Here is a 22,534-nt window from a genome sequence, read left to right on the forward strand (position 1 = left end):
TAAGCCTAAGGAGCAAGTGAATGACAAGCACAGAACAAAAGAAAACCATTTTAATCGTAGATGATGCGGAACTGAACCGGGCCGTCCTGTCTGATATACTGCAGGAGGATTACAATATCATTGAGGCAGCAGATGGGACAGAGGCGATTGAGATTCTGAAAAAGAATGACGCTTCCATTTCCCTGATTCTGCTCGATATTTTAATGCCAAAAATGTCAGGATTTGATGTCCTGACCATCATGCAGAAGAACCACTGGCACGAGACGATCCCTGTAGTCATTATTTCATCGGAAAGTTCCAGGGAATATATTGAAAAGGGTTACGAATACGGTGTTGTGGATTATATCAGCCGCCCCTTTGACTCGAATATCGTCCTTCAGCGTGTAAAAAATACCATCATCCTTTACTCGAAACAAAAGGAGCTGGAAGGTCTCGTAAAGGAGCAGGTGATTGAGAAAGAGAGCAACAACGCCCTTATGATCAATATCCTCAGTACAATCGTCGAATTCCGTAACGGGGAATCCGGGCTCCACGTCATCCGCATACGCATTATAACCGAGATACTTCTGGAAGCGCTGCGGAAACGTTATCCAGAGTATGCGATGGATGAATCCCATATTGCGCTGATCTCCAACGCAGCCGCACTGCACGATATCGGTAAAATCGAGATTCCGGAAGAGATCCTGAATAAACCCGGCAAACTCACTGCTGAAGAGTTCGAAGTCATGAAAACCCACTCCGCACGCGGAGAGCAGATGCTCAATGAACTGCGTTTTGGCAGCAATGAGGAACTGGTAAAATATGCAAGGCAGATCTGCCGCTGGCATCACGAACGCTGGGACGGTAATGGATACCCTGACCACCTGAAAGGGGATGCGATTCCGATCGCTGCACAGATTGTTTCCCTCGCGGATGTCTATGATGCACTGGTGAGCGAACGTGTATACAAACCTCCCTATACTCATAAACAGGCCATGCAGATGATCCTGAACGGAGAATGCGGCATGTTTAACAGCAAGCTGATTGACTGCCTCAAAGCGGTCGATACCTATCTGGAGCATGCAGTCAGCCTTCGAAGCCAGGATCCCGTACACGTGTTCAATATCAACCAGCTCTCAAAGGAACTATTTCAGAAAAAGGGTGTCAAGCTGTCCGACCGCACGCTGTTTCTCCTGGAACAGGAGCGGACCAAATATCAGTTTATCGCATCCTTATCAGAAGATGTTTTATTCGAATATGATTTCAGTACGGACACGGTCTTGTTCTCAGAGAAGTGTCAGGAAGAATTTAATTTTCCCTCTATCATAACAGATTTTGTCAAAAAGAGCCGGTTATATGGGGTCCTTGCGGAAAATGATTTTCAGGAACTGATGGAACGTATAGAGTCTACCACCCCCTCCTCTCCTGTATTTCAGAAAAGAATGCTGCTGACCACCATTAGCGGGACGCAGGAATGGTATGAATTCATGGGCCGGACGCTTTGGGCTGATAATGAAGGGAATGAAGAGCTGTACAGCTGTGTCGGAAGGATAGCGCTGTCCCGGAACGGAAAAGAACGGCAGGTGCAGGAGCTCCCCCACCGGGACGCTCTGACAAATCTGTACACACAGACAACTGCGCAGAAAATTATAACACAGAACATAACCAATAATCCGCATACAACCGGCCTCATGATCATGTTTGACCTGGATAACTTCAAAAGACTGAACGAGAAAAACGGGCACTTATTCGGGGATCAGATCTTAAAGCATATCGCCCGTCTTTCCGAAAACAATATCCGTAAAATGGATATCTGCTCACGGATCGGCGGAGACAGGTTCCTGATGTATTTCAGCGAACTCTTTTCAGAAGAATTTGTCCAGCCATACTGCGCCTCTCTTACGAAGGCTCTGACGCAGAAGTATAAAGACTCCGAATACACGGTCAGCATGGGAGCCGCCATGTATCCTCAGGATGGGACTACATACGAAGAACTCTTCCGGCATACCAGGCAGGCCCTGGAGACATCAAAACGCAGAGGGAAAAATTGTTTTACCCGTTATCATGATTCTCTTTCCACACAGGGTTTTTCTCCGGAAGCTGTGCCAGAATAATTGCGGCAAACACCAGGGCACACCCAAACAGCTCTTTCGCAGAAAGTGTTTCCTGTATAATCAGCCAGCCGGTAAGCGCGGCAAATACGGATTCCAGGCTTAGTATAAGCGAAGCCACCGTGGGGTCCGTATTTTTTTGTGCAATGATCTGCAGCGTATAAGCAACACCGCAGGAGAGAACCCCCGCATAGAGAAGCGGCAGATATGCATCCAGAATACTCCCCAGGGCCGGCTTCTCGCTGGCAAACATCGGCACCGCGCAGAGAATCCCGCAGATAAAAAACTGTATGCAGGAGAGCTTCACGCCATCCACTTTCGGAGAAAAATAATCAATAATCAAAATATGTAACGAAAAAACAAAAGCGCAGATGATCATCAGAACATCTCCATAAGCTATGGAGAATCCCTCTTTCATACACAAGAAATACATCCCCACAACAGCCAGTCCAACCCCTGCCCAGGTCTTCCCCCCGGCCCGCCGGCCCAGAAAAAGCCCAAGAACAGGTACAATCAAAATATACAGGGCCGTAATAAACCCTGCCTTCCCGGCGCTCGTATACACAAGCCCAATCTGCTGCAGCGAACTCGCCACCGCAAGCGCAAGCCCACAGAACAGGCCCCCGATCCAGAGCGTCTTACCGCTCTTATTCACGGCGTTCCCCTGTCCCCCTGCCTGCTCCGTCTTTTTCTTCCTGCCCATAACCCAGATAACAGGAAGCAGCACAATCCCGCCCAAAAAACACCGCAGAGAGTTAAACGTAAACGGCCCAATATAATCCATCCCCACACTCTGAGCCACAAAAGCGCTCCCCCAGATCAGAGCAGTCAGCACAAGCATCACATTATTCTTAAACTTCTGATTCCTCATCATTCTCATCCTTTTCAACAAAATAATACATGGTAAAGTATAGCACCCCCCACCACATATTACCAGACGGAATTTTGGGGGGCGGCGGGGGAATTCGACTTGATGGGACGCCGCGGGGGATTCGGAGATGGGGGGCGGCGGGGCGGGCGAATAATGGGTAAGCGCCTAAATAAAATCTCCGGTGAAACAGGGGGGGACGCCGCGGGGGATTCGGAGATGGGGGGCGGCGGGGCGGGCGAATAATGGGTAAGCGCCTAAATAAAATCTCCGGTGAAACAGGGGACGCGCGAACACTCAGAAAAAGCCTTGATGGCTTTTTCCTGCGGGTTCGCTCGATTCCCGAACTTGTGGTTCGGGAATCGGTCCCTGTTTCACCGGAGATTTTATTGAAGGCGCTTATCCCATTCTTCTTGACGCCCCGCCGCCCCCCATCTCCGAATCCCCCGCGGCTGGGTGCATCAAGGCAGAACTGCACGCTGCCAGGGTGGGAATTCCGGACGGGGGCAGCGGATTGAGCTGAACTGGTGCATCACAATATCCCCAGCCAGTTTTAGTGGCTAATTTTTGTAGTTAGTTTTTATAATGGCTTCTGGGGCCAAGACAGCTACGCCTTGCCCCTCCCCGTTCTGACCTCGTCTCCCGCCGGGATGCACCAGCCTGTGTGGATCGGGAGTGAGGGCTTCTCAGGGGACACATCCGGTGATTTCAGGGGCTTAGAATGCGCGTTAGAAACCGTTGCATCAAATCGGAAGCCCCGCATGGGCGGAATTTGCTCTCCAAAGCAAATTCCGAGACGACCTGAGCCGTGAAATTCATCAGAATTTCACGGTGAATGTCGTCGGTTCCATGCGGGGCTTCCGATTTGATGTTACGGTTTCTTCGCAAATGGCGCCCCTGAAATCACCGGATGTGTCCCCTGAGAAGCCCTCACTCCCGATCCACGCAGGCGTCCCCCCCTATAGTAGCAGTTTTTTTAGGGACTGGATGTATTTTTCTATGTTTTCTTCCTGCAGGCAGTAGTATACTTTTCCATCTTTTTTCTGAACGGTTACGAGGCCGCTGCTCATTAGGATGCTCATATGGTGTGAGGTGGTGGACGGGGAAAGATCCAGTGCTTCGGCCAGTTCTAAATTGTATTTGCTGGATTCTTTCAGGGAACACAGGATGTCCAGCTTACTCTTGTCAGCGAGGGATTTTGACTGACGGATAACTTCCTCTTTTATGCTGATCGATGCCGACTCGTTTTTCTCTAATTCTTCATTCAGTATGCCCTCGTAGCAGTGAGAATACAGCACGATCTGAATCATTGGAAATACAAGGGTTGGGTAAACGATGGGATTGTCACCGCATGTGTTGACAAGCTTCAGGAATCCGTTATTCTCATATTTAGCAAGACGTTTTAGCTGCTTTTCCAGTGGCTTTGCAACGCTTGCACGGGCTTTCTCGAATGCGGGCATATTGAGGCGTATGGTCTCAAACAGCTGTGAAAACCAGTAGTCGGGTCTTCGCAGAAGATCCAGCACATACCATTTTTCTTCGCTCTTCAGATCCGCACTGTCCAAAAATTCCAGCATAGACTTTTCATCGGGCAGCTGGGGCATATCTTTTATCTCAGGCAGCTGGGCATGCTCTACCGTATCGGTGATGTAAAATGCGATAAAACTTCTGAGCTTCATGGGATCTAACTGCTCCTCTCCCTCCAGGTACTTCCGGTTCTCTACTGCCATGGTGAGAACCATCATAAATAATTCCTGCGATGCGTTCTGGAAGAAAAAATCCTCGGAAGGCGTCTCTACCTTATACTTTTGAAAAGTTTCTATATATTTTTCCACTGTCTTTAAATGTTTATTATAAAATGTTTCGCCGTCTATCCCATAATCATCCATCGCTTTTATGACATCTGTCTTCCAGTCTCCGCCATGTGCAATGGTAAGAAGCCCCAGTATTTCAAATACCGGATCTAGTTCGTTATAAATCTCGATACTCATAAAATTCCCCCGTTCTTAATTTCATGAATATAGAATAGCATACAAGGAACGCAAAGTGCAAGCTCAGAAGAATAACTGCCAAATACGTTATTAAAAGAAACTTGGCGTTTTAAATGCTTGAATATAGATGATTTTTACCTTATACTGTAGATACAATTAAAATCTATAAATGCATTACACAAATTAATAATTGATATAGATTAGTTCTTATGACATCAGGTAAATTATTTAGATGGAGTGTGATAATATTGGTTAAGATTTATTTAGATAATTGTTGCTTCAATCGCCCTTTTGATGACCAAACACAGATTAAAATACATTTAGAAACACAAGCAAAACTATATATTCAGGCAAAAATAAAGGATGGTTTATATGGTTTAGTATGGTCTTACATTTTAGACTACGAAAATGGACGTAATCCTTATGAAGAAAAACGACGAGCTATCAGCCCCTGGAGGAAGATAGCTTCAGAGTGTATCTCCGAGGAATCTGAAGAAATCCTGATTTTTGCAGAATCACTTAGTGAAAAGGGAATTAAAACATATGATGCTCTCCACCTTGCTTGTGCAGTTTCAGCAAATTGTGACTATTACCTGACTACTGATAAAAAATTGATAAATACCCCAATACCTGAAATAAAAATTCTGAACCCGGTTATATTTGTAAATGAAATGGAGGAATAATTATGCGTACAGATGCAATTGTAAAACAGGAAGGAATGGATGCTTTGATTTCTAATCTGGGATATGTTGATGCAGAACGGTTTATTGTATTAATGAATAAGGAGCCGTTTGATTATACGAAATGGAGAGAAGCGAACCTTAATGATGGTTTAGGAGTCAGGCAGTTAAGTAAAAAAGCGCAAGAATACTCAAAAATGCAGACGGAATAACTATAAAAGCTCTGGTTTATCCAGAGCTTTTATAGTTATCCGAAAGGCACGTAATCCATGCCCTGCGGGCGGATTTGCGCTCCCATGCCGCCAATTCCCCGCTCAGAACATTTTGTATACAGATTCCAGGGCATAATAGCTGGCATCAAATATTTTTTTCATCTTGTGGTAGACTGCTTCATTGTCCGTATTCGGGGTATATTCTTTCTGAATTTTAAGGAAGCGGGTGATCTCTTCAAAGCTGTGGTAAACACCTGCCCCCACGCCTGCCGTTACGGCTGCGGCTATGGAGGTTGCCTCCTCCACGTGGTCCGGGGTCCGAAGCTTTGCCTCAAATACATCCGAAAGTATCTGACACACGACATCCCCTTTGGCTCCTCCGCCCGTCAGGATCAGCGAGTCGACAGACAGGTATTTCCGGTAGGCAGCCAGGATCAGTTCCAGGTTATATGCCACACCCTCAATTACCGCACGGATATAGTCCTCTTTTGTATGGTGCATCTTGATGCCGAGAAACGCCCCGCTCGTCTCTTCATTCCAGCGGGGACAGCGCTCGCCCAGCATATACGGAAGGAAAAGCAGTTCTTTTGCCCCGGCAGGGGACTTTTCGATCATGGCGTTCAGCTCGCTATATGGTCTCCCCGGTTCTAAAAGCCCGCGTATGTAAGAATACGAACTTCCGGCCGCCTGCATGGCTCCGCAGGGCATATATTTTCCTGGGATGATATTCGCAAAGCAGAAGAAAATCTTCTCTTCATCCAGGAATTTTTCTTTTGTTGTTCCGCCGATCCAGGCCGATGTCCCAAATGTTGCAAAAAGTTCGTTGTCGTGAATACAGCCGGCGCCAACCGCGGCGCAGGGACCGTCCCCGCCGCCGCAGATAACGGGAGTACCCTCGCATAATCCCGATGCCTTGGCCGCCTCTTTGGTCACTTTTCCTATCACGTCCGTGGAATTGTGCAGTTCCGGGAGCAGACTGCGCCGGATACCGGAGGCTTCCAGAATCTCCTCCGACCAGCAGAGATTTTCCAGGTCCAGGGCATTGGTTCCTGAGGCATCCGAATAATCCGTGGCAAACTCGCCTGTCAGGCGGAATAGAATATAATCTTTCGCCTGAAGTGATCTGCTGGCTTTCTGATATACCTCGGGTTCGTGTTCCTTCAGCCACATGATCTTCTCCAGCGTATAACTGGGATTCAGGCGATGGCCTGTCAGTTCGTACATTCTGTCAAACCCGATCTCGCGGTTCAGATGTTCCGTTTCTTTTACTGCGCGCTGGTCAGCCCAGATAATAGACGGACGCAGGGGCTTTCCCTCTCCGTCTACCAACAGGCAGCCCTGCATCTGCGCGGAAAAAGAAATTGCGATTACATCCGTTTTTTCGATACCCTCTATTACATTTTGGGTCGCCCGGCAGACCGCGGCCCACCAGTCCTCAGGATCCTGCTCCGCACAGTTCTTCCCGAAAAAATGCACTTCATAGGGAATGGTACAGCTTTTTACGAAGCGGCCGTCGATATGGAATAAAGTCGCTTTATTCCCCGATGTTCCCAGGTCATGGGCAATGATATATTGAGCCATGTAGATGCCTCCTTTGTCTTCTTATAATTCGTAAATTCTTTTATCCCCATAGGTTGCTTCCCAGTCGGCTGCAAAGCCTGCAATTGCAGAATCAATCATCGGATTTTCCACCATCTGTGTGTAAAGCTCCGGAGATACCGTCACCGCCTGGGCTCCTGCCATAAGCGCATCCATAACCTGTTGTGTGTTTTTGAAGCTGGCGGCTACGATCTTCGTCTGAATCTGGTTGTGTTCAAACAGCCATGCCATATCACCGATTGCTTTTTTACTGTCCACATTCATATTGTTCATACGGTTAAAATATGGCGCCACATAGTCTGCACCTACGGATGCTGCCAGCATGGCCTGCTGCGGCATATAGATTGCAGTCGCTGTCACACGGTTTCCACGGGATTTCAGCACCTTCATCGTCTTGATTCCTTCCTCATTAGTGGGCACCTTAATGTAGGTATCTTTTCCAAGCCTGTCTGTCAATGCTTCGGCCTCTTTCAGCATCTCCTCACATGTACTTCCTGTCACCTGCACATGGAGCTGCTTCTCCCCGATGATGCTGCGGATTTCCAGAAGGAGCGGAAAAAATTCCGCTTTCTCCTTTGCCAGTATAGTAGGATTGGATGTAATTCCCGTGATGTCATAAATGTCGTTGTACCTGCGAATGTCTTCCAGATTTGCTGTGTCCAGTATGATTTCCATAATATTGATCTCCTTTTTAATAAATTCCGCAATTTACCGCGGCTCCACCCGTGGGGCATGTGCTATGGGATAGCACCGGTTCAGGCGAACCTGAACTGGTACCCAAGATGCCCTTAGGGTATATAAGGTTGGTTTATATAGTTGCCTTTATGATATGAATGCCATGATCGACAAGATCATCCAGTACATCATCCGGAAGCCCGGAATCTGTGATCAGATACTGCACCTCATCAAGAGAGCACAGAGATACGATACCCTGTCTGGCAAATTTGGCGGATTCCGTAATAATTACAATCTCTTCTGCATTATCAGCCATATTTTTTAATGTCTCCACACGCAGATGGTTATCCCCGGTAAAACCGCTTCCCGGCCGGTATCCGTCCGTGCCTGCAAAGAAACGCTTCACATGGAAAGCCTGAGCCGTCAGCTTAGTGACAGGCCCTACTACAGACTGGGAATCCGCCTGATAATCGCCTCCCAGCAGCACAAGATGCACGTTTGGGCGTTTTCCTATGTACTCTGCCATGAAGGTGGAGTTCGTAATGATGGTGACATTCTGCTTTGTCCGGCTGAGTTCATCTGCCAGAAGAATGCAGCAGGAACCAGATTCGATCATCACCGTATCTCCGTCTGCCACGAGCGATGCAGCTGCTTTTGCAAGCTGAAGCTTGGTAGAATGGTTTACCGCAAGCCGCCGTCTCATATCGCTGTCATCATTCAGAATGGCATGACCCTGTTCTCTTCGAAGCAGTCCACGCTCTTCCAGCTCTGTCAAGTCTTTTCGAACCGTCACAAGAGAAACCTGGCAATGTTCAGCTATTGCCGTAACCTCGCATCTTCCTTTTTCACTTAATATTTCGAGTATCTTTGCCTGTCTTTCCTCAACTTTCCCCATATGGATTCCTCTTTTCTTTCGAACGAAATATATTTATATTGCGTTTGTAAATATATTATATTACGCTTTTAATTATCAGTCAACCTTATTTTGTAAATTCGATTTATATAATATCTATTTGACATTCTTGAAATTCCAGTGTATTCTATATTCATGAAATATATTTCAGTATAGTCAAATTTACATATTATAAAGGAGTCTGTTTATGAGTTTATTTAAGAAAAAAGACCGCGTCCTTTTGGCAGGCGCTGTCTTAATCGGAGGAATCAATGCCGCACTCGCGGCTTTCATTTCCATATTGCTGCAGCAAATCATAGATGTGGCTACACAGAAAGATCTGAGCGGTTTTTCCGATTTGTTTATCATCATGCTGATTTATCTGGCAGCCCTTGGTATTATGGGATTTCTGGAAGCATTCCTTGGAAAACTGCTGCTTCGCAATGTGTCCCGTCATCTGCGGGATGACATTTTCCGCGGAGTTATCACAAAGGAGCCAGTCGCATATACCTCCCGCAACACGGCGGATTATCTTTCGGCACTGGTGAATGACGTAAAGCTGGTGGAGGAAAATTATCTGACTCCCCTCATGCTTTGTTCCCAGATGGTCGTCCTGTTCCTGACTACGCTTGGAATCTTGTTCTATCTAAGTCCGGTTATCACAGGAATCCTGCTGGTTTTCCTGGTCCTTATGTTTTTGATTCCTGCACTGCTCGGAAAGCAGATGCAGAAACGACAGGATGCCTACTCGGAAAAATTGGCTGAATTCACGGCGAAAGCCAAAGATTACCTGAACGGATATGAGGTCATCCGCGGATACAGCATGCATTCTTATATATTTAAAAAATATCGCACTGTCAATAAGGAAACCGCGAAAAAGAAGTTTGCTGCGGATACACTTCTGGCCGTCAACGAATGTATTTCCGACATCCTCTCTTCTCTAAGCGTGATTGTTATCGTATTCGCCGCTGCATATCTGCTGCTGAAAGGACAGATAACCATGGGTACTCTGCTGGCCCTCATCCAGCTGAGCAGCATGTTTGTAACCCCGGTCGTCATGCTGATGCAGAATATTCCCAAGGTCTCCAGTATGAAACCCGTTCTGGAGCACCTTGCCCAATATGCAGAGGCGGGCAGGCAGCTGCCGGACTCTGTCATCCCAAGCGCACCCGCCTCCAGACCGGAGCCCTCTCGAAACGCAGAGAAGACAGCAGTCCAAAGACCTGCTGTTTTCCGGGACTCCCTCGTCTGCCATGATGTTACTTTTCATTATCAGGACGGCCCGGACGTCTTAAAGAACTTAAATCTTTGCATCGAAGCCGGAAAGAAGTATGCCCTTCTGGGTGAGAGCGGCTGCGGCAAATCAACATTAATCAAGCTTTTGACAGGATATTCCGGAGGTTTCCAGGGAGAAATCTGCTATGACGGGCGGTCCGTGACGGATTTCACGCAGTCTGAGCTGAACCGTCTGGTCTCTGTAATTCATCAGAATGTGTTCCTGTTTGATGCGGATATCTACACCAATATCTGCCTGGGAGAGTGTTTTCTGAAGGAAGAACTGGAAGCTGCCCTGGAGAACAGCGGTGTCAGCCAGTTTCTGCCGGGACTCAGCCAGGGCATCTACTCTCCTGTTGGAGAAAACGGCAGCCTCCTGTCCGGCGGCCAGCGCCAGCGTGTGGCAGTGGCCCGGGCGCTCATCCGCCATACCCCGATCCTTATCATTGATGAGGGGACCTCCGCGGTGGACCAGCAGACCGCTTATGAGATTGAGAGCCGGCTGCTTGAACAGAAGGAACTTACGGTCATCACCATCACTCACCATATGAACCCGGATCTGGAAAACAGATACGATGATATTTTTCACCTTAAAGCTGCAGATATCAACTTTATTTAGGATACTTTTCTTTGTCTGCGACTTTACCGCTGCCGTACACACTGATAAAGGGCTGTACACTAATCAAGTGCACAGCCCTGTTTTTTACAATCTTCCTGCCTTCAAGTTACTGCCTTTTATATTTTTTTCTTACTACGATCACTATTCCGGCTCCTGCGCATGCAAGTAAAATTCCCCACAATGCGATCATATTCCCGCTCTCATCCCCAGTCTTTACTGTCTTCGCGGATGTTCCGCCGGAATTTCCGCTTCCGCCGGAAGGCTTATTCGAATTGGAACCGCCCTGGTTCGGCTTGTCTCCAGGCTCTTTTCCCGGATCTGTGCCTTCCTTCACTAATCCATCGACCGCTTTCTGCAGCTCAGCAACAGCCTGGTTCAGCTCATCGTCTGTCTTCACTTTTCCAAGTGCATCCTCTGCCGCTTTAATTGCATCCTGCAGTGCATTGTAACTTTCCTGCGTATAACCGTCACTCTTGATTGCCTTTGCTTTCTCAATCAGGTCTGATAATATGGATGTATCAAATCCCGGCTGATCAGGATTTGGTTTATCCGGATCTGGCTTATCTGGATCTGGCTGGTCCGGATCTGGTTTGTCCGGGTTTGGCTGGTCTGGATCCGGTTTGTCCGGATCCGGATCGTCTGGGTTTGGTTTGTCCGGGTCCGGATCGTCTGGGTTTGGTTTGTCCGGGTCCGGATCTACGGGCTGCGCGTGCAGATTATACTGCTCTTTTACCTGATCCCCATTTAATACTGTGTTATATACGGTGACTTCATCCAGTATTCCCTTCAGATTCTGAACAGGTTCTCCTCCTGCATTATTCCGCATTGCACCAAACCATGTGGTATAAGGTGTCAGGGCATTTGAAATGCCTTCCTGGGTCTGTTCGGCAACGGCTTCACCGTTTAAATAAAGTGTAACAGTATCGCCATTTTGTGACAGAGCAAACTGCTGCCATTTTCCGGCTTCTACTACACTCTGCCCGCTCTCCAGCAGCATCACGATCTCTCCGTCTGCTTCGTGTCCCGGGTAAGCGCCTTTTCCGTTATTCATGCTGAATTTCAACTGACCATCTTCAATATACAGTTTCCATTTCCAACTGTCATAGGAATCCCGCTCTCGGCCCACTATGACCTGTGAACCATCCGTATTTTCAACATTGATCCAGCCGTTAAGCGTATATTCTCCGTTCCCTTTCAGAATATCGCCCAAGTCCAGATAAGAAGTCGCTCCGTCCAGTAAAAGTCCCTGTCCCTCAATACCTTCTGTCCGTGCAACTGCCCCCTGGATCGTTCCTTCTATGCCGCCTTTACTGTTTTGGGCCGTATTGCCTTCTTCCTCTTCGAATTTATACTCTCCAAGGTATCCGAATACAACCTTCAGAACATTCTCTTCGGTCATTTCATTTCCAACCAGGTCTTTCACGTGGTTTACGGATATATTGATCTCTTTAAACGCTTCCAGCGTTCCTTCTATCGTCAGAACGACGGATTTGCCGTCTGTTCCCTGCTCCGCCTTAATAACGGATCCGTTTTCTACTGTGTAGTTCTGGATATTTTCTGTGGTTTCTTTTTCTGTAAATTCGTTAAATGTAACTTGAATCTGGTTCTTAGAAACTGCTTTTGCTGATACAGCCTGCGGTGCGGTCTCATCAGCCATTGTGCTTACCCTGACTGCCGCGCCCTTACCTGCCACAGAATTATGGACTGCCATGATACTATATTCATATTCCTGCTCTGCCGCGAGTGTGGTATCCACATACTCATTCGTAAAGGTCTTATCCAGATATTCCCCGTTTCGGTAGATATGATATTCCTTTACATTTCGTCCTTCCATCTGTACCGGATCCCAGGTTAGTGACGCATGATCCGATGCAGCTTCCTTTACCGATGCATGATCCGGTGCCGGAATTTCAACGGTCTTAGCCGCGTCTTCCGGGATATTTTCAGGATCATATACCGTGAGCCATGTATAAGTATTCGGCTCTAATGTCAGCTCGACTTCGATATTTCCGTTGCTGTCGATGGTATACTTCTTTCCATTCATATCCCCTATGCATACATAAGCCTCGTTCTCTGTAGGAACAGCATTCACTTCCGGAATCTCCGGTACTTCAGGCATCTTGACCAATTCCGCAAAAACACCGCTTGCACGGTAATGGGAACCTTCCACCGGCGCCGGAGGTGATGCAAGGCCTGTCAGTCCGGTATAATACAGCGGAATTTTTACGGTCTGGGTCACGGTCTCCGTTGTCTGGTTGAAGAAGGCCGCCAGCCCTTTCTGCACTCCGTCACTGTCCACATGGATGATGCCGTCTATTGCATCTGTAGTCAGGCTGGTATCGCTAGTAGCAAGCGGAGGTGCGATGTGAACAACGCTTTCCCCAAGGATGTCCTTATACTTATTATAGAATTCTCCCCAGGTCTCGATTACATTCTGTGAAACTTCTCCCTGATACAGTCCGTTCCCTCCACGGTAGGAACCTGTAATACCATACATCATATTCATGCCGATCATAAAATCATAGGCCATAATTTTCTCATCATACGGCCAGAAGGAAGAATCCGAACCGCCCTGATATGGTGACAGAGGCACCAGGGTCCAGCCCATCGCCGGAACTTTCTCAAATGTACCGTAATATGCCATTTCCCTGCCGTAAATCAGCTGCCTCCATGGCGTTACATTAAACCCTGGCTCCTGATAGCCCATAACCGCCATGCTGGCTCCGACCGTAAAGTTCCAGTCAGGAGAATTGATATATACATTTCTAGCCCTTAATTCTCTGTAAAAATCATGTACTGCGTATTCCCACTGCTTTGTCTGGGAATCTTCCACACCCTCATGTCCGCTGTGGTTTGTGGCCGTACAGATTGCCCCCGGATAGATTCCGTCAACCTCCAGGCAGTCCAGCCCTGTCTGGTCGATGAATTCCAGCGTGCTCTCCAGCGTTTCATGTGCATCCGTTCCGCACATGCAGCGCATGGTTCCCCAGCATCCGCTGAAGCTTTCACTGCCGCCGCGCGCCGCCTGCATCACATACGCACCAAGCAGCATTCCTTTCTCATGGGCATAATCGCAGAGCGCTTTATATTTTGCAATATTGGATGCAGAGGTATCTTCCACATTGACCCCTGAGCCAAAGGAAAGCAGTACCATATTGAATCCTGCATTGTGCGCCTGGTCAATTCCCTTCTTGACCGTTGCATCGTCGGAGCTGATAATATGGTAAATTAATGGGGCATCCGCCGTCTGTGGAAACAGCACCCGGTACATTTTCTTTACTTCCATCATCTGCCACTCATAATAACTGTTCGAGTAGAACGTCTGGTACACTTTATAGGAATCGAAAGTCTCATCTTTGGCAAGGCGGTAATTCGGCCCGATATTCCCGGTATCATATCCCATGCCTGCGGCGATCGTATTATCACCCGCGGGAGCCGCATAACGGCTGATGATTTTTCCATTCGTACCATCTACATCTTCCCATTGCTTGTAGCGCTCTTTCCCATTATTCCGGTCATGGTTTTCATTGCCGGAGTTCATGGTTCCCTCTAAATACAGAGCATCTTTCAGAGTGACAGGTACGGGAAGTATTTCCACTTCCATTTTATCAACGATTACGTCGTTCTTTCCTTCATTGGTTACATGTACGGACTTGGAGATGGAAGGAATACCGTCGTAGATCTCATATCTCACCTGGACTTTCACATCTGCAAAATCCTTGTCAATTCCTTTTGGAGCTTTGTAGTTTACAACCAGCGCTTTGCCTGCCGCCGGCCACTGTGTATCCTTCATGGATTCCGGAGAGATTCTTTCGTCCCATTCCCAGTGGAATGGCTCTTCTGTTTTCTCTTCAATCTCATAATCAACAAACTGGAAGGAAGAAACATCCTGATTCTCACCGCCAATGTAGAATAACTGATCGCCCTGCGTCGAATTATCCGCATATTCTTTATTTAATGTAATGCTCGCATCTGCCTGCAGATCCTCCGTATTCAGCAGTTCCAGTCCAGTGTACAGATTCTTATAGCTAATTGTCTGGAAATTTTTCCCGATGTCAAATACTCTTTCCACCAGCCCGTTAGAAAGAATCAATTTCCCTTCTTTTTTCTCTATGGAAGAAGGAACATCGACATCACCGGAAGCCCAGTAGTTTAAATCACTATTTTCCGAATCACCAGCCAGGTCAGTTGAGACAGAAAAGGTCCACTCTTTTTCCTGATTCACGGTTCCCTGCGCATTCACCGCTGCGCCTGCCGGTATATGATATGTATAATTCATACCGCTTTTCAGCTTTTCAGTCGGATAGACTACCAGCGTTTCTGTGCCTTCCACGGATTCATTGTGGTCTTCCGCCACTGCTTCTGCAGGAACCGGCTTTTGATCCTTGTCCAGAATCTGCGGCTTTTCACTGCCCAGTGCAATACTCATATTATATTCGATGCTGAGTTTTCCTTCTACGCTCAGCAGACTGCCTTCTGCCGGAGAGATACTGACTACTTCCGGCGGAATACTGTCTTTGATTCCTTCCGTACTCTTTTTAATCTGCTCTGCGGTCAGCGCTTTGTCATAAATGCGTACATCATCCATTCTTCCTTTAAAGGCATGTCCATTAAACAGACCTGTACCGTCTTTATTGTATCCGCAGCCAATCAGCATGGAAAGAGGATTGGTGTCCAGGTCCATTTCCGCAAAGGTTTCCTGTGCAATCAATTCTCCGTTATAATACAGGCTGTAAACTGTTCCGTCACAGGTCAGGGCAAGATGATTCCAGTTGTTAAACTCATAGGATCCCGCCCCTGCTTCCATCCAGCCGTTGTTTACATCATCCCTGATTTCTGCCTCAATATTTCCGTTATTCCTTACACAAAAATAAAATGCATCTCTCGGCACCGTTGTTTTATCCCTGCCGAATATTTTATTCAGGGAATTGGCGGATGAATTATCAATATTCGTCCAGGCCTCGAACGTATACTGCGTATGTATTGGCGGCCTTCCGATATCAACATAGGTGGTGGCTCCGTCAAACTCAATGGACTTATCGTAAATACCAAAATCGTCCACCCGGTAATTTCCGTAGATGGGATATTCTTTCTGATCCGCATGATTGACGATCACCTTCTGCCCTTCCAGCTCTCCGGTTCCGTCTTTGACTTCATCCATGGTAAATTCATAAAGCGCGTCCGGCAGTTCAATGTCCTCTCCGCCGCCTTCTCCGCCGCCACCGCCATTATCAATATCGGCCAGCGTTTGAATCTCCTCCTCCGACAAAGCACGGGAATAGAGTTTTACATCATCCATTCCCCCCTGGAACAAATGGTCAGAAAATACTGCCGATGCATCCGTATTCCAGCAGGAACCTAATAAGAGATCCAAATCCCATTCCTCTGTCGGCCCCGCACATGTTTCCTCTTTTACAACGGCTCCATTCAGATAGAGTCTCTGTGTTGTGCCGTCATTCGTGACTGCTACGTGCTGCCACTCATCCATAGTTACTGTTCCGGGATCTGATGCGGACCATTCCGGGCACTGTGCTTCCAAAGCCCCGTTCTGCCGCATATAAAGTGAAAGTTCCTTCTCTCCGGTAACCGCGGTTCTCCCTCTTCCGAAGATCCGCATCATACCGCTATGTGCAGAGTCCGGTTTTACCCAGGCGGCTATAGTAAGAGCATTCTCTGTAACCTGGTAATCCTTCCCCAGGTTTACATAATTTGTTCTGCCGTCCATCAGCAGCGCTTTGCCATGTCCGTCTTTTCCGTCTGTCAGTGCAGGATTATCTCCCAAAACCGCATAAGCCTTGCCATCTGCCTTATTCAGTATCGAATTTCCTTCCAGTGAATCCATATCAAAATCAATCAGTAATCCATCGTTTACCAGCGCCGCCGGTTCCACCGCTTCTTCTGTCCCCAGCGGGGCAGCCGCCGTATTAAACGACGAGAACAGCAGTGCAGCCGAAAGCAGCACGGGCAGCGTGCGTTTTATTTTCTTTGATTTCACCTTAATCTCCTTTTCCTTCCTCATAATTCTGGTAGATCGTCTCATAATTAGTGCAATTGTCTAACAGCAGCCATTTTCCTTAACCTCTTTCCAAATAGACCGCGCCGGCCTCCCAGGAGTCCTGCGGCCAGATCTTTAATTCCTCCTTTCCAAGTTCTAATCTGCATTTTCTGCCAAAAGCGTCTGTTATTTTCCACTTTCCTTCCGGCAGAATCCCCCCGATGCTGGTCGGAGGATTCGAAAAAGCATGATATATCACTAATACTTTTCCTTCCATTTCCCGAAATAAAATCTGTGCGCCTTCCAAATGGTGCTGATTGTTCCTGCCGGTCCGCACAAGCCTGCTTCTTCCCTTCTTGATGATTTCCCGAGCCTTCCCGTAGAAACGCATGGCGTCCTTCACTTCCTGCCATTGTTCCGCGTTTAAATCCTGCACGGGCCCCGACAGGCAGAAGCGCCCCAGCATTCCGGAAATCAGGCGGTACTGGATTTCCTGCAGCTCAAGTTCGGGAGAGATCACCGCCCAGACCTGGCACTGCCTGGGCAGCACCAGCTGATGAAGGTTTGCCGCTATATACGGAATCTCCCGGCACTCATGCGCATCGGAAAAGGAACTCATGGCGGTAAGTTTTACTAAGGAGGGTTCCAGCCGGTGTCCTCCCGACGCACAGTTTTCAATAACCAGCTCCGGATATTCCCTGCGGAGCATACCGAAGAATCGGTGAACCGCCTGCATCTGCTGCCGCAGCCCTTCACCCGGGCTTTCCGCACCGTCGCACCCGTATCCGATGGAGCCGTTGTAGTCCACCTTTAGATATTGGATCCCGTTCTCCCTCAGAAAATCCAGCACCCTTTCTTTCAGATACTGCGTAACTTCCGTCTGCCTGAAGTCCCAGAAGCGCCTGATTCCCCCTGTCTGTATCACCTCCCCATTCCGGTATAAATGCATAGAATCATATGTGCCGCTGTGCACATTTGCCCCCTTTGTCGTCACCTCGAACTCCATCCAGATCCCTGTTCGAAGTCCTGCGTCCTTAAGGCACCGTGAAAGATACTTAAGGCCATGCGGAAATTTATCCTGATCAGGTTCCCATTCCCCGTTTCCGCCCTGAGGGTCCCCGTCTTCGCGCTCTTTTTTGCTCCACCCGGCATCAATCACCAGATACTTTGCCGGCGTTTCTTTTAATTTTTCTGCCAAAGTGAGTATTTCCTCTCCGGTAGGTTTCCCCCAGGTTGTACACCATTCATTAAAAAGAATCGGAAGTTCCTTTTCACAATCCGGCTGCAGATCCGCATATTTATGAAACATGTCCGTGATATTCTGGCACACGTCCCACAGCCCGCAGGAGCTTACGCTTATATATGCCTTTGGGGCCAGAAAGCTTCCGCCTGGAGATATTTCTTTCCACCAGCCGCCGAACTCACAGTCCGCCACGCCTCCGGATAAGGAATAGCAGTCTCCGTCCCTTGAAAATTCCATCTGCCAGGAGGAGGCCGCTTCCATCTGAACCGCCCAGAATACCCCCGCATCCCGGTCTTCCACGCATCCGAACGGGAACCAGCGCTTTACCGTATGGGCCCCCAGGCAGCCATAGCGCTCACTCTCCGGAAATGCCCGGAACCAGGTGCCTTCCAGGTTCAGTTCTTCCACTGTATCCGCCTGGTGCTTTCCCTCCAGGCTCCAGCCGCCTCTGAATCGATGCAGCCTCAGCTGATACGGCGCATCATCTGGTTGAAAAGGACTCAGATTATCCAAAGAAAAGCTGGTCATCATATCTAACGTAAAGGGTCTTTCCGAATGGTTTTGAAACTCATTTTCCACTTCAATGCCGCTTTCCCCCTCGGTATATGTCACCGTATGCCTGACGCAGTACCCCTCTTCGGCCTCTAATAAGGTAATAATGCGGACCACATTTCCTTCTTTCGTTTTTTCCTGGCTCTTATACCGCAGCTTCTCTGTACTCTCTCCATATTTCAGTGTACAGCCCGCACCGTTTCCCTGGGCATGATGGCGCAGAGACAGATGGCAGAGCGCCCCTATATCCCATGCATTGCAGATGTTATTCCGCATTCTCATTTCGGTTCTTCTCTTTTCAAAGCAGGAATCCATCCCCTCTGGCAGCAGCACCATGGAAATATGGCCTGTCAAATCCTCCCGGATATAACGCAAGGTTATACCGCCTAATATATAATCCCACTGTTTCATAGTCTTCTCCCCGCATTTTTATTTTGGGGCTTGCTTACCCCTTAACCGCGCCGGCCGTTCCGCTGACAATGTACTTCTGTCCGCAGATATAGATGATTAAGATCGGCGCGATTGTCAGGATAATGTCCGCAAATACCATATTCCAGTCATTGAAATGCTCGCCAAAGAAATTATAGATTGAGTTTGTCATTCCCAGTTTTTTATTATCACTGAGGAGATACAGCGGTGTGACAAAGTCATTCCATGCACCCAGAAAATTCAGAACGATCCCCGTTATGGTTGCCGGCTTCAGCAGCGGAAAGATCACCTTGAAAAATAACTGAAACGGGGTACATCCATCTATGACAGCCGCTTCATCCAGTTCCCGGGGGATATTATCGAAAAATCCATAGTACAGGAACACCAGGAATGGAATTCCCAGGGTCGCAAATTCCAGGATAATCCCCAGATATGTATTCTGCAGATGCAGAAACTTTAAGGTGAACAGTGTGGTAACATAATTCACGGGTGCGATCAGCCCCATAAAGAAGTACAGATAAACCCTGTTATGCGCCTTTGAACGCCGTCGGCTCAAGGCATAGGCCGCCATAGAAGAGACCAGAACAGCGATCACCGTAGACACACCTGCCATCAGCATGCTGTTGCCAAAAGCCCGCACCAGGGATCCTGCTTTGATTACCTCGAGGTAGTTCCCCCACTGGAAAACTTCTGGCAGACTGAAACTCAGCATCCTGGACTCTTCCACTGTTTTCAGGGAATTCACCACAATAAAATAGATCGGCACAAGTATGATGCAGCTGCTGGCGGCAATAAACAGAAACTTCAGTAATTTTCTCAGGTTTTTATATGTTTTGTTTTTATTCATTTTTCCCCTTTCCGCTCAGCGCTCTCTGGAGCCCTACCGCTATGATGACTGTCATCAGGAATATGACGACATTCAGCGCATTCGCCATTCCATAACGGCCCATGCCGAATTCTTTGAATACCTGCGTGTTAATGACCTCCGTCAGGCCGCCCGGTCCTCCACCTGTCAATGAGTAGATGATGTCAAATACCCGCAGGCCGTGGATTGTATTTAATACGGTCACTGTCATCAATGACGGACGCAGAAACGGCAGCGTGATCTTTGTAAACTTTTTCCATGCCCCGGCGCCGTCTATGGATGCTGCCTCGTAATACTCTTCCGATATCATCTGCAGGCCCGCCAGGAGAATCATCATATTCCAGCCTGCCATCCGCCACACCTCTACCATCATCGTGGAGCCCATGGCAGTGGCGCTCTCCGTCAGCCAGGAATGCGTCAGCCCAGACATCCCCAAGGCTTCCAGAATGATATTCAGCGGTCCGTTGGGCTTGAGAACTGATACAAATGTAATACCTATAATCAGCGGAGCCAGCGCATAGGGCAGAAAGAATATCGTCCGAAACAGATTCCGGCTCTTCAGGCCCTTGTTCAGCAAAAGCGCCAGGCCTAAGCCCAAAAGTGTTTTTAAAATGACGGTAACTACCGTAAACTCAAACGTGTGTCCTATGCTTGCCAGATAATTCCCGCCCTTTGATGTAAAGATATCCACAAAATTCTGCAGACCAATAAACTGTATATCCGGACGTGTTACATTCCAGTCTGTCATTGAGATTACCATTCCTGCAATGGTTGGGATAATATACAAAACTGTATATAAAATAAATGCAGGCAGTATAAACCTCATCCCATATAATTTTTTCTTATACATATTTCGCCTCTAACTTTTTAAGTATTTTTTGTATAACAAAGTGGGCAAGCCCACCTCAACGCCCCACCCTCTCACTCATGAGGGGCTTGCACACTTTGGCGCCGCCGCGATGCCGCTTTGCGGCTATATACCTTATCGCGGCGTGTGCATCCTCCCGGAGGAATTTCCTATGTCATAAAAAAGGAGAATGGCCGACAAAAGCCATTCTCCCAGCCATACATTGTTCTGCAGCTTTGCTGCAGACCCGCCCGAAGGGCATGCGTTACGGGGTGCCCTTTGGGTATAACTTATTCCCTATTTGCCAAAACTCGGCTGTCTGAGGTCATCAATCCCTTTGAGTACATCCTCTGCACTGGAGTTGCCCAGGAACATGCCCTGCATTAAGTTTCCAACCTGTGCGTTGTCCCAGTATAAAACACCGTCTTCCGCCGTAAATCCTGTGCCTGATGCATTGTTTATAACGTCTTCGTATGCCGCCGGCACATTACCCGGGATATCGGTGAAGGAACATGGTCCAAGGTCTTTTCGTGCATCATAATATGCGGTCAGGTTCTCCGGCTGTGATAAGAATTCGAAATAGTCCATAACAGCGTCCGCTACTTTTGTATCCTTATTTACACAACGTCCAATTCCGCCTGCGGATACGCCGAATTCTTTGTTGTCATTCAACGGAATCGGGAACATGCCCCAGGTATCCTGTGTCATTTCCGGATTCACTGCCTCGACCTCTGCCGGGAATGTGGTGTATACAACGCCCATTGCATAGTCGCCGGATGCCATCTTGGCTACCATGTCTTCCCAGGTGTTTGCCATAAAGTCTTTGCCGAAGTATCCCGCTTTTTCCAGTTCAACCATCTGATCCAGTGATTTTGCCAGTCCTTCTTTTCCTGCAAAGACTTCACTGTTATCATTCAGGCCTGCATAAAATCCTTCGTTCTCTGCCTCTTCCTGGGTTGTCATTCCCCCCAGCCAGGTTCCCAGATGCCACTGTGCTGCGCCCGGCTCATAGATCGGAGTTTTGCCTGCTGCCAGGACTTTGTCGCATGCCGCTTTAAAGCTCTCATAGTCTTTTGGAACTTCTGTAATGCCGGCTTCTTTAAAAATGTCCTTGTTATACAGGATTCCCCAGCCGTCTACGCTCCATGTCTGGAACTGTACTATTTTTCCGTCGTTCGATACGCCTTCCTTCGCCCAGTCGGTATAGCGGGACACCCATTCCTGATCCGACATATCCAGCATGTATTTCTCCGGCTGGTATTTATTAATCGTTACTCCGGAACGTATGTAGAAGATATCCGCGCCTTCCCCTACCGATAATTTGGAGTTCAGTACATTCTCATACTGATCGTCCGGGCTGACCTGCCACTCAATCGTATTGCCGGATTCCTCCTCATACTTTGCCGCCAGTTCTTTATCAATGTCCTTTACCCATCCTGCGGACGCCGCGATTGTGATTGTTGATCCGCCTTTTGATGCCGTGGCGTCTTCTTTCTTGTCCGATGTATCAGAACCCGAATTCCCACATCCTGCCGCAAGCGTCATCATCATTGCCGCGGTGGCCGCCATAGCTGTCATTTTTACTAACTTTTTGTTTCTCATATCCTTCCTCCTTTTTCCTGTAAACCTTATAATGCTATTATATCGTCTTTCTCAAATAAAGCTTTAGAAAAAATCTACCTGATGTTGTGCACATTTTGTA

General features: G+C 47.9%; 14 protein-coding genes. 4 read left to right on the forward strand and 10 right to left on the reverse strand.

Going from position 1 to position 22,534, the window contains the following annotated elements; translation table 11 throughout:
• Window positions 1-20: 20 nt before the first annotated feature.
• On the forward strand, window positions 21-2,093 hold the full coding sequence (locus BN1938_RS11305) for a GGDEF/HDGYP domain-containing response regulator (protein WP_050640677.1): 2,073 nt from the start codon (window positions 21-23) through the stop codon (window positions 2,091-2,093).
• On the opposite strand, the gene BN1938_RS11310 is transcribed toward BN1938_RS11305, so the two are convergent.
• Both BN1938_RS11310 and BN1938_RS11320 read right to left on the reverse strand, forming a co-directional pair.
• Window positions 2,032-2,961, reverse strand: a complete 930-nt coding sequence (locus BN1938_RS11310; protein ID WP_050640678.1) for a DMT family transporter — start codon at window positions 2,959-2,961, stop codon at window positions 2,032-2,034. The genes BN1938_RS11305 and BN1938_RS11310 overlap by 62 nt on opposite strands.
• A gap of 956 nt (window positions 2,962-3,917) precedes the next feature.
• Complete coding sequence (locus tag BN1938_RS11320) at window positions 3,918-4,949, reverse strand: ArsR/SmtB family transcription factor (protein WP_050640680.1); 1,032 nt, start codon at window positions 4,947-4,949, stop codon at window positions 3,918-3,920.
• Window positions 4,950-5,197: 248 nt separating this feature from the next.
• On the opposite strand from BN1938_RS11320, the gene BN1938_RS11325 reads away from it, so the two are divergent.
• Complete coding sequence (locus BN1938_RS11325; RefSeq protein ID WP_197278214.1) at window positions 5,198-5,632, forward strand: PIN domain-containing protein; 435 nt, start codon at window positions 5,198-5,200, stop codon at window positions 5,630-5,632.
• Between the two features lie 2 nt (window positions 5,633-5,634).
• Window positions 5,635-5,841: a hypothetical protein gene (locus BN1938_RS11330; RefSeq protein WP_050640682.1), complete on the forward strand. Its 207-nt coding sequence runs from the start codon at window positions 5,635-5,637 to the stop codon at window positions 5,839-5,841.
• Window positions 5,842-5,943: 102 nt separating this feature from the next.
• Here the strand turns inward: BN1938_RS11330 and xylB are convergent, their stop codons facing one another.
• From xylB to BN1938_RS11345, 3 genes are all read right to left on the reverse strand, one after another.
• Window positions 5,944-7,422, reverse strand: a complete 1,479-nt coding sequence (xylB, locus tag BN1938_RS11335) for a xylulokinase (protein ID WP_050640683.1) — start codon at window positions 7,420-7,422, stop codon at window positions 5,944-5,946.
• A 21-nt stretch (window positions 7,423-7,443) separates the two neighbouring features.
• The gene (locus tag BN1938_RS11340) at window positions 7,444-8,115 is read right to left on the reverse strand and encodes a fructose-6-phosphate aldolase (protein ID WP_050640684.1); all 672 of its coding nucleotides are present in this window, start codon (window positions 8,113-8,115) and stop codon (window positions 7,444-7,446) included.
• A 133-nt stretch (window positions 8,116-8,248) separates the two neighbouring features.
• Window positions 8,249-9,010: a DeoR/GlpR family DNA-binding transcription regulator gene (locus BN1938_RS11345; protein ID WP_025655880.1), complete on the reverse strand. Its 762-nt coding sequence runs from the start codon at window positions 9,008-9,010 to the stop codon at window positions 8,249-8,251.
• Between the two features lie 205 nt (window positions 9,011-9,215).
• On the opposite strand from BN1938_RS11345, the gene BN1938_RS11350 reads away from it, so the two are divergent.
• Window positions 9,216-10,901: an ABC transporter ATP-binding protein gene (locus BN1938_RS11350; protein WP_050640685.1), complete on the forward strand. Its 1,686-nt coding sequence runs from the start codon at window positions 9,216-9,218 to the stop codon at window positions 10,899-10,901.
• 106 nt (window positions 10,902-11,007) lie between these two features.
• Here the strand turns inward: BN1938_RS11350 and BN1938_RS11355 are convergent, their stop codons facing one another.
• The 5 genes from BN1938_RS11355 to BN1938_RS11375 form a co-directional block, all read right to left on the reverse strand.
• The gene (locus BN1938_RS11355) at window positions 11,008-16,896 is read right to left on the reverse strand and encodes a LamG-like jellyroll fold domain-containing protein (protein ID WP_187376305.1); all 5,889 of its coding nucleotides are present in this window, start codon (window positions 16,894-16,896) and stop codon (window positions 11,008-11,010) included.
• A 79-nt stretch (window positions 16,897-16,975) separates the two neighbouring features.
• The gene (locus BN1938_RS11360; protein WP_050640687.1) at window positions 16,976-19,102 is read right to left on the reverse strand and encodes a glycoside hydrolase family 36 protein; all 2,127 of its coding nucleotides are present in this window, start codon (window positions 19,100-19,102) and stop codon (window positions 16,976-16,978) included.
• Window positions 19,103-19,136: 34 nt separating this feature from the next.
• Window positions 19,137-19,967, reverse strand: coding sequence for a carbohydrate ABC transporter permease (locus BN1938_RS11365; RefSeq protein WP_025655876.1), 831 nt, complete (start codon window positions 19,965-19,967; stop codon window positions 19,137-19,139).
• Window positions 19,960-20,835, reverse strand: a complete 876-nt coding sequence (locus tag BN1938_RS11370; RefSeq protein ID WP_050640688.1) for a carbohydrate ABC transporter permease — start codon at window positions 20,833-20,835, stop codon at window positions 19,960-19,962. The genes BN1938_RS11365 and BN1938_RS11370 overlap by 8 nt, the downstream gene beginning before the upstream one ends.
• Before the next feature lie 294 nt (window positions 20,836-21,129).
• A complete protein-coding gene (locus tag BN1938_RS11375) occupies window positions 21,130-22,434 on the reverse strand; it encodes an ABC transporter substrate-binding protein (protein WP_050640689.1) in 1,305 nt (434 codons plus the stop codon).
• Window positions 22,435-22,534 lie beyond the last annotated feature (100 nt).

Source organism: Eubacterium sp. SB2 (assembly GCF_001244405.1).
Taxonomy (GTDB): Bacteria; Bacillota; Clostridia; order Lachnospirales; family Lachnospiraceae; genus Faecalicatena; species Faecalicatena contortus_B.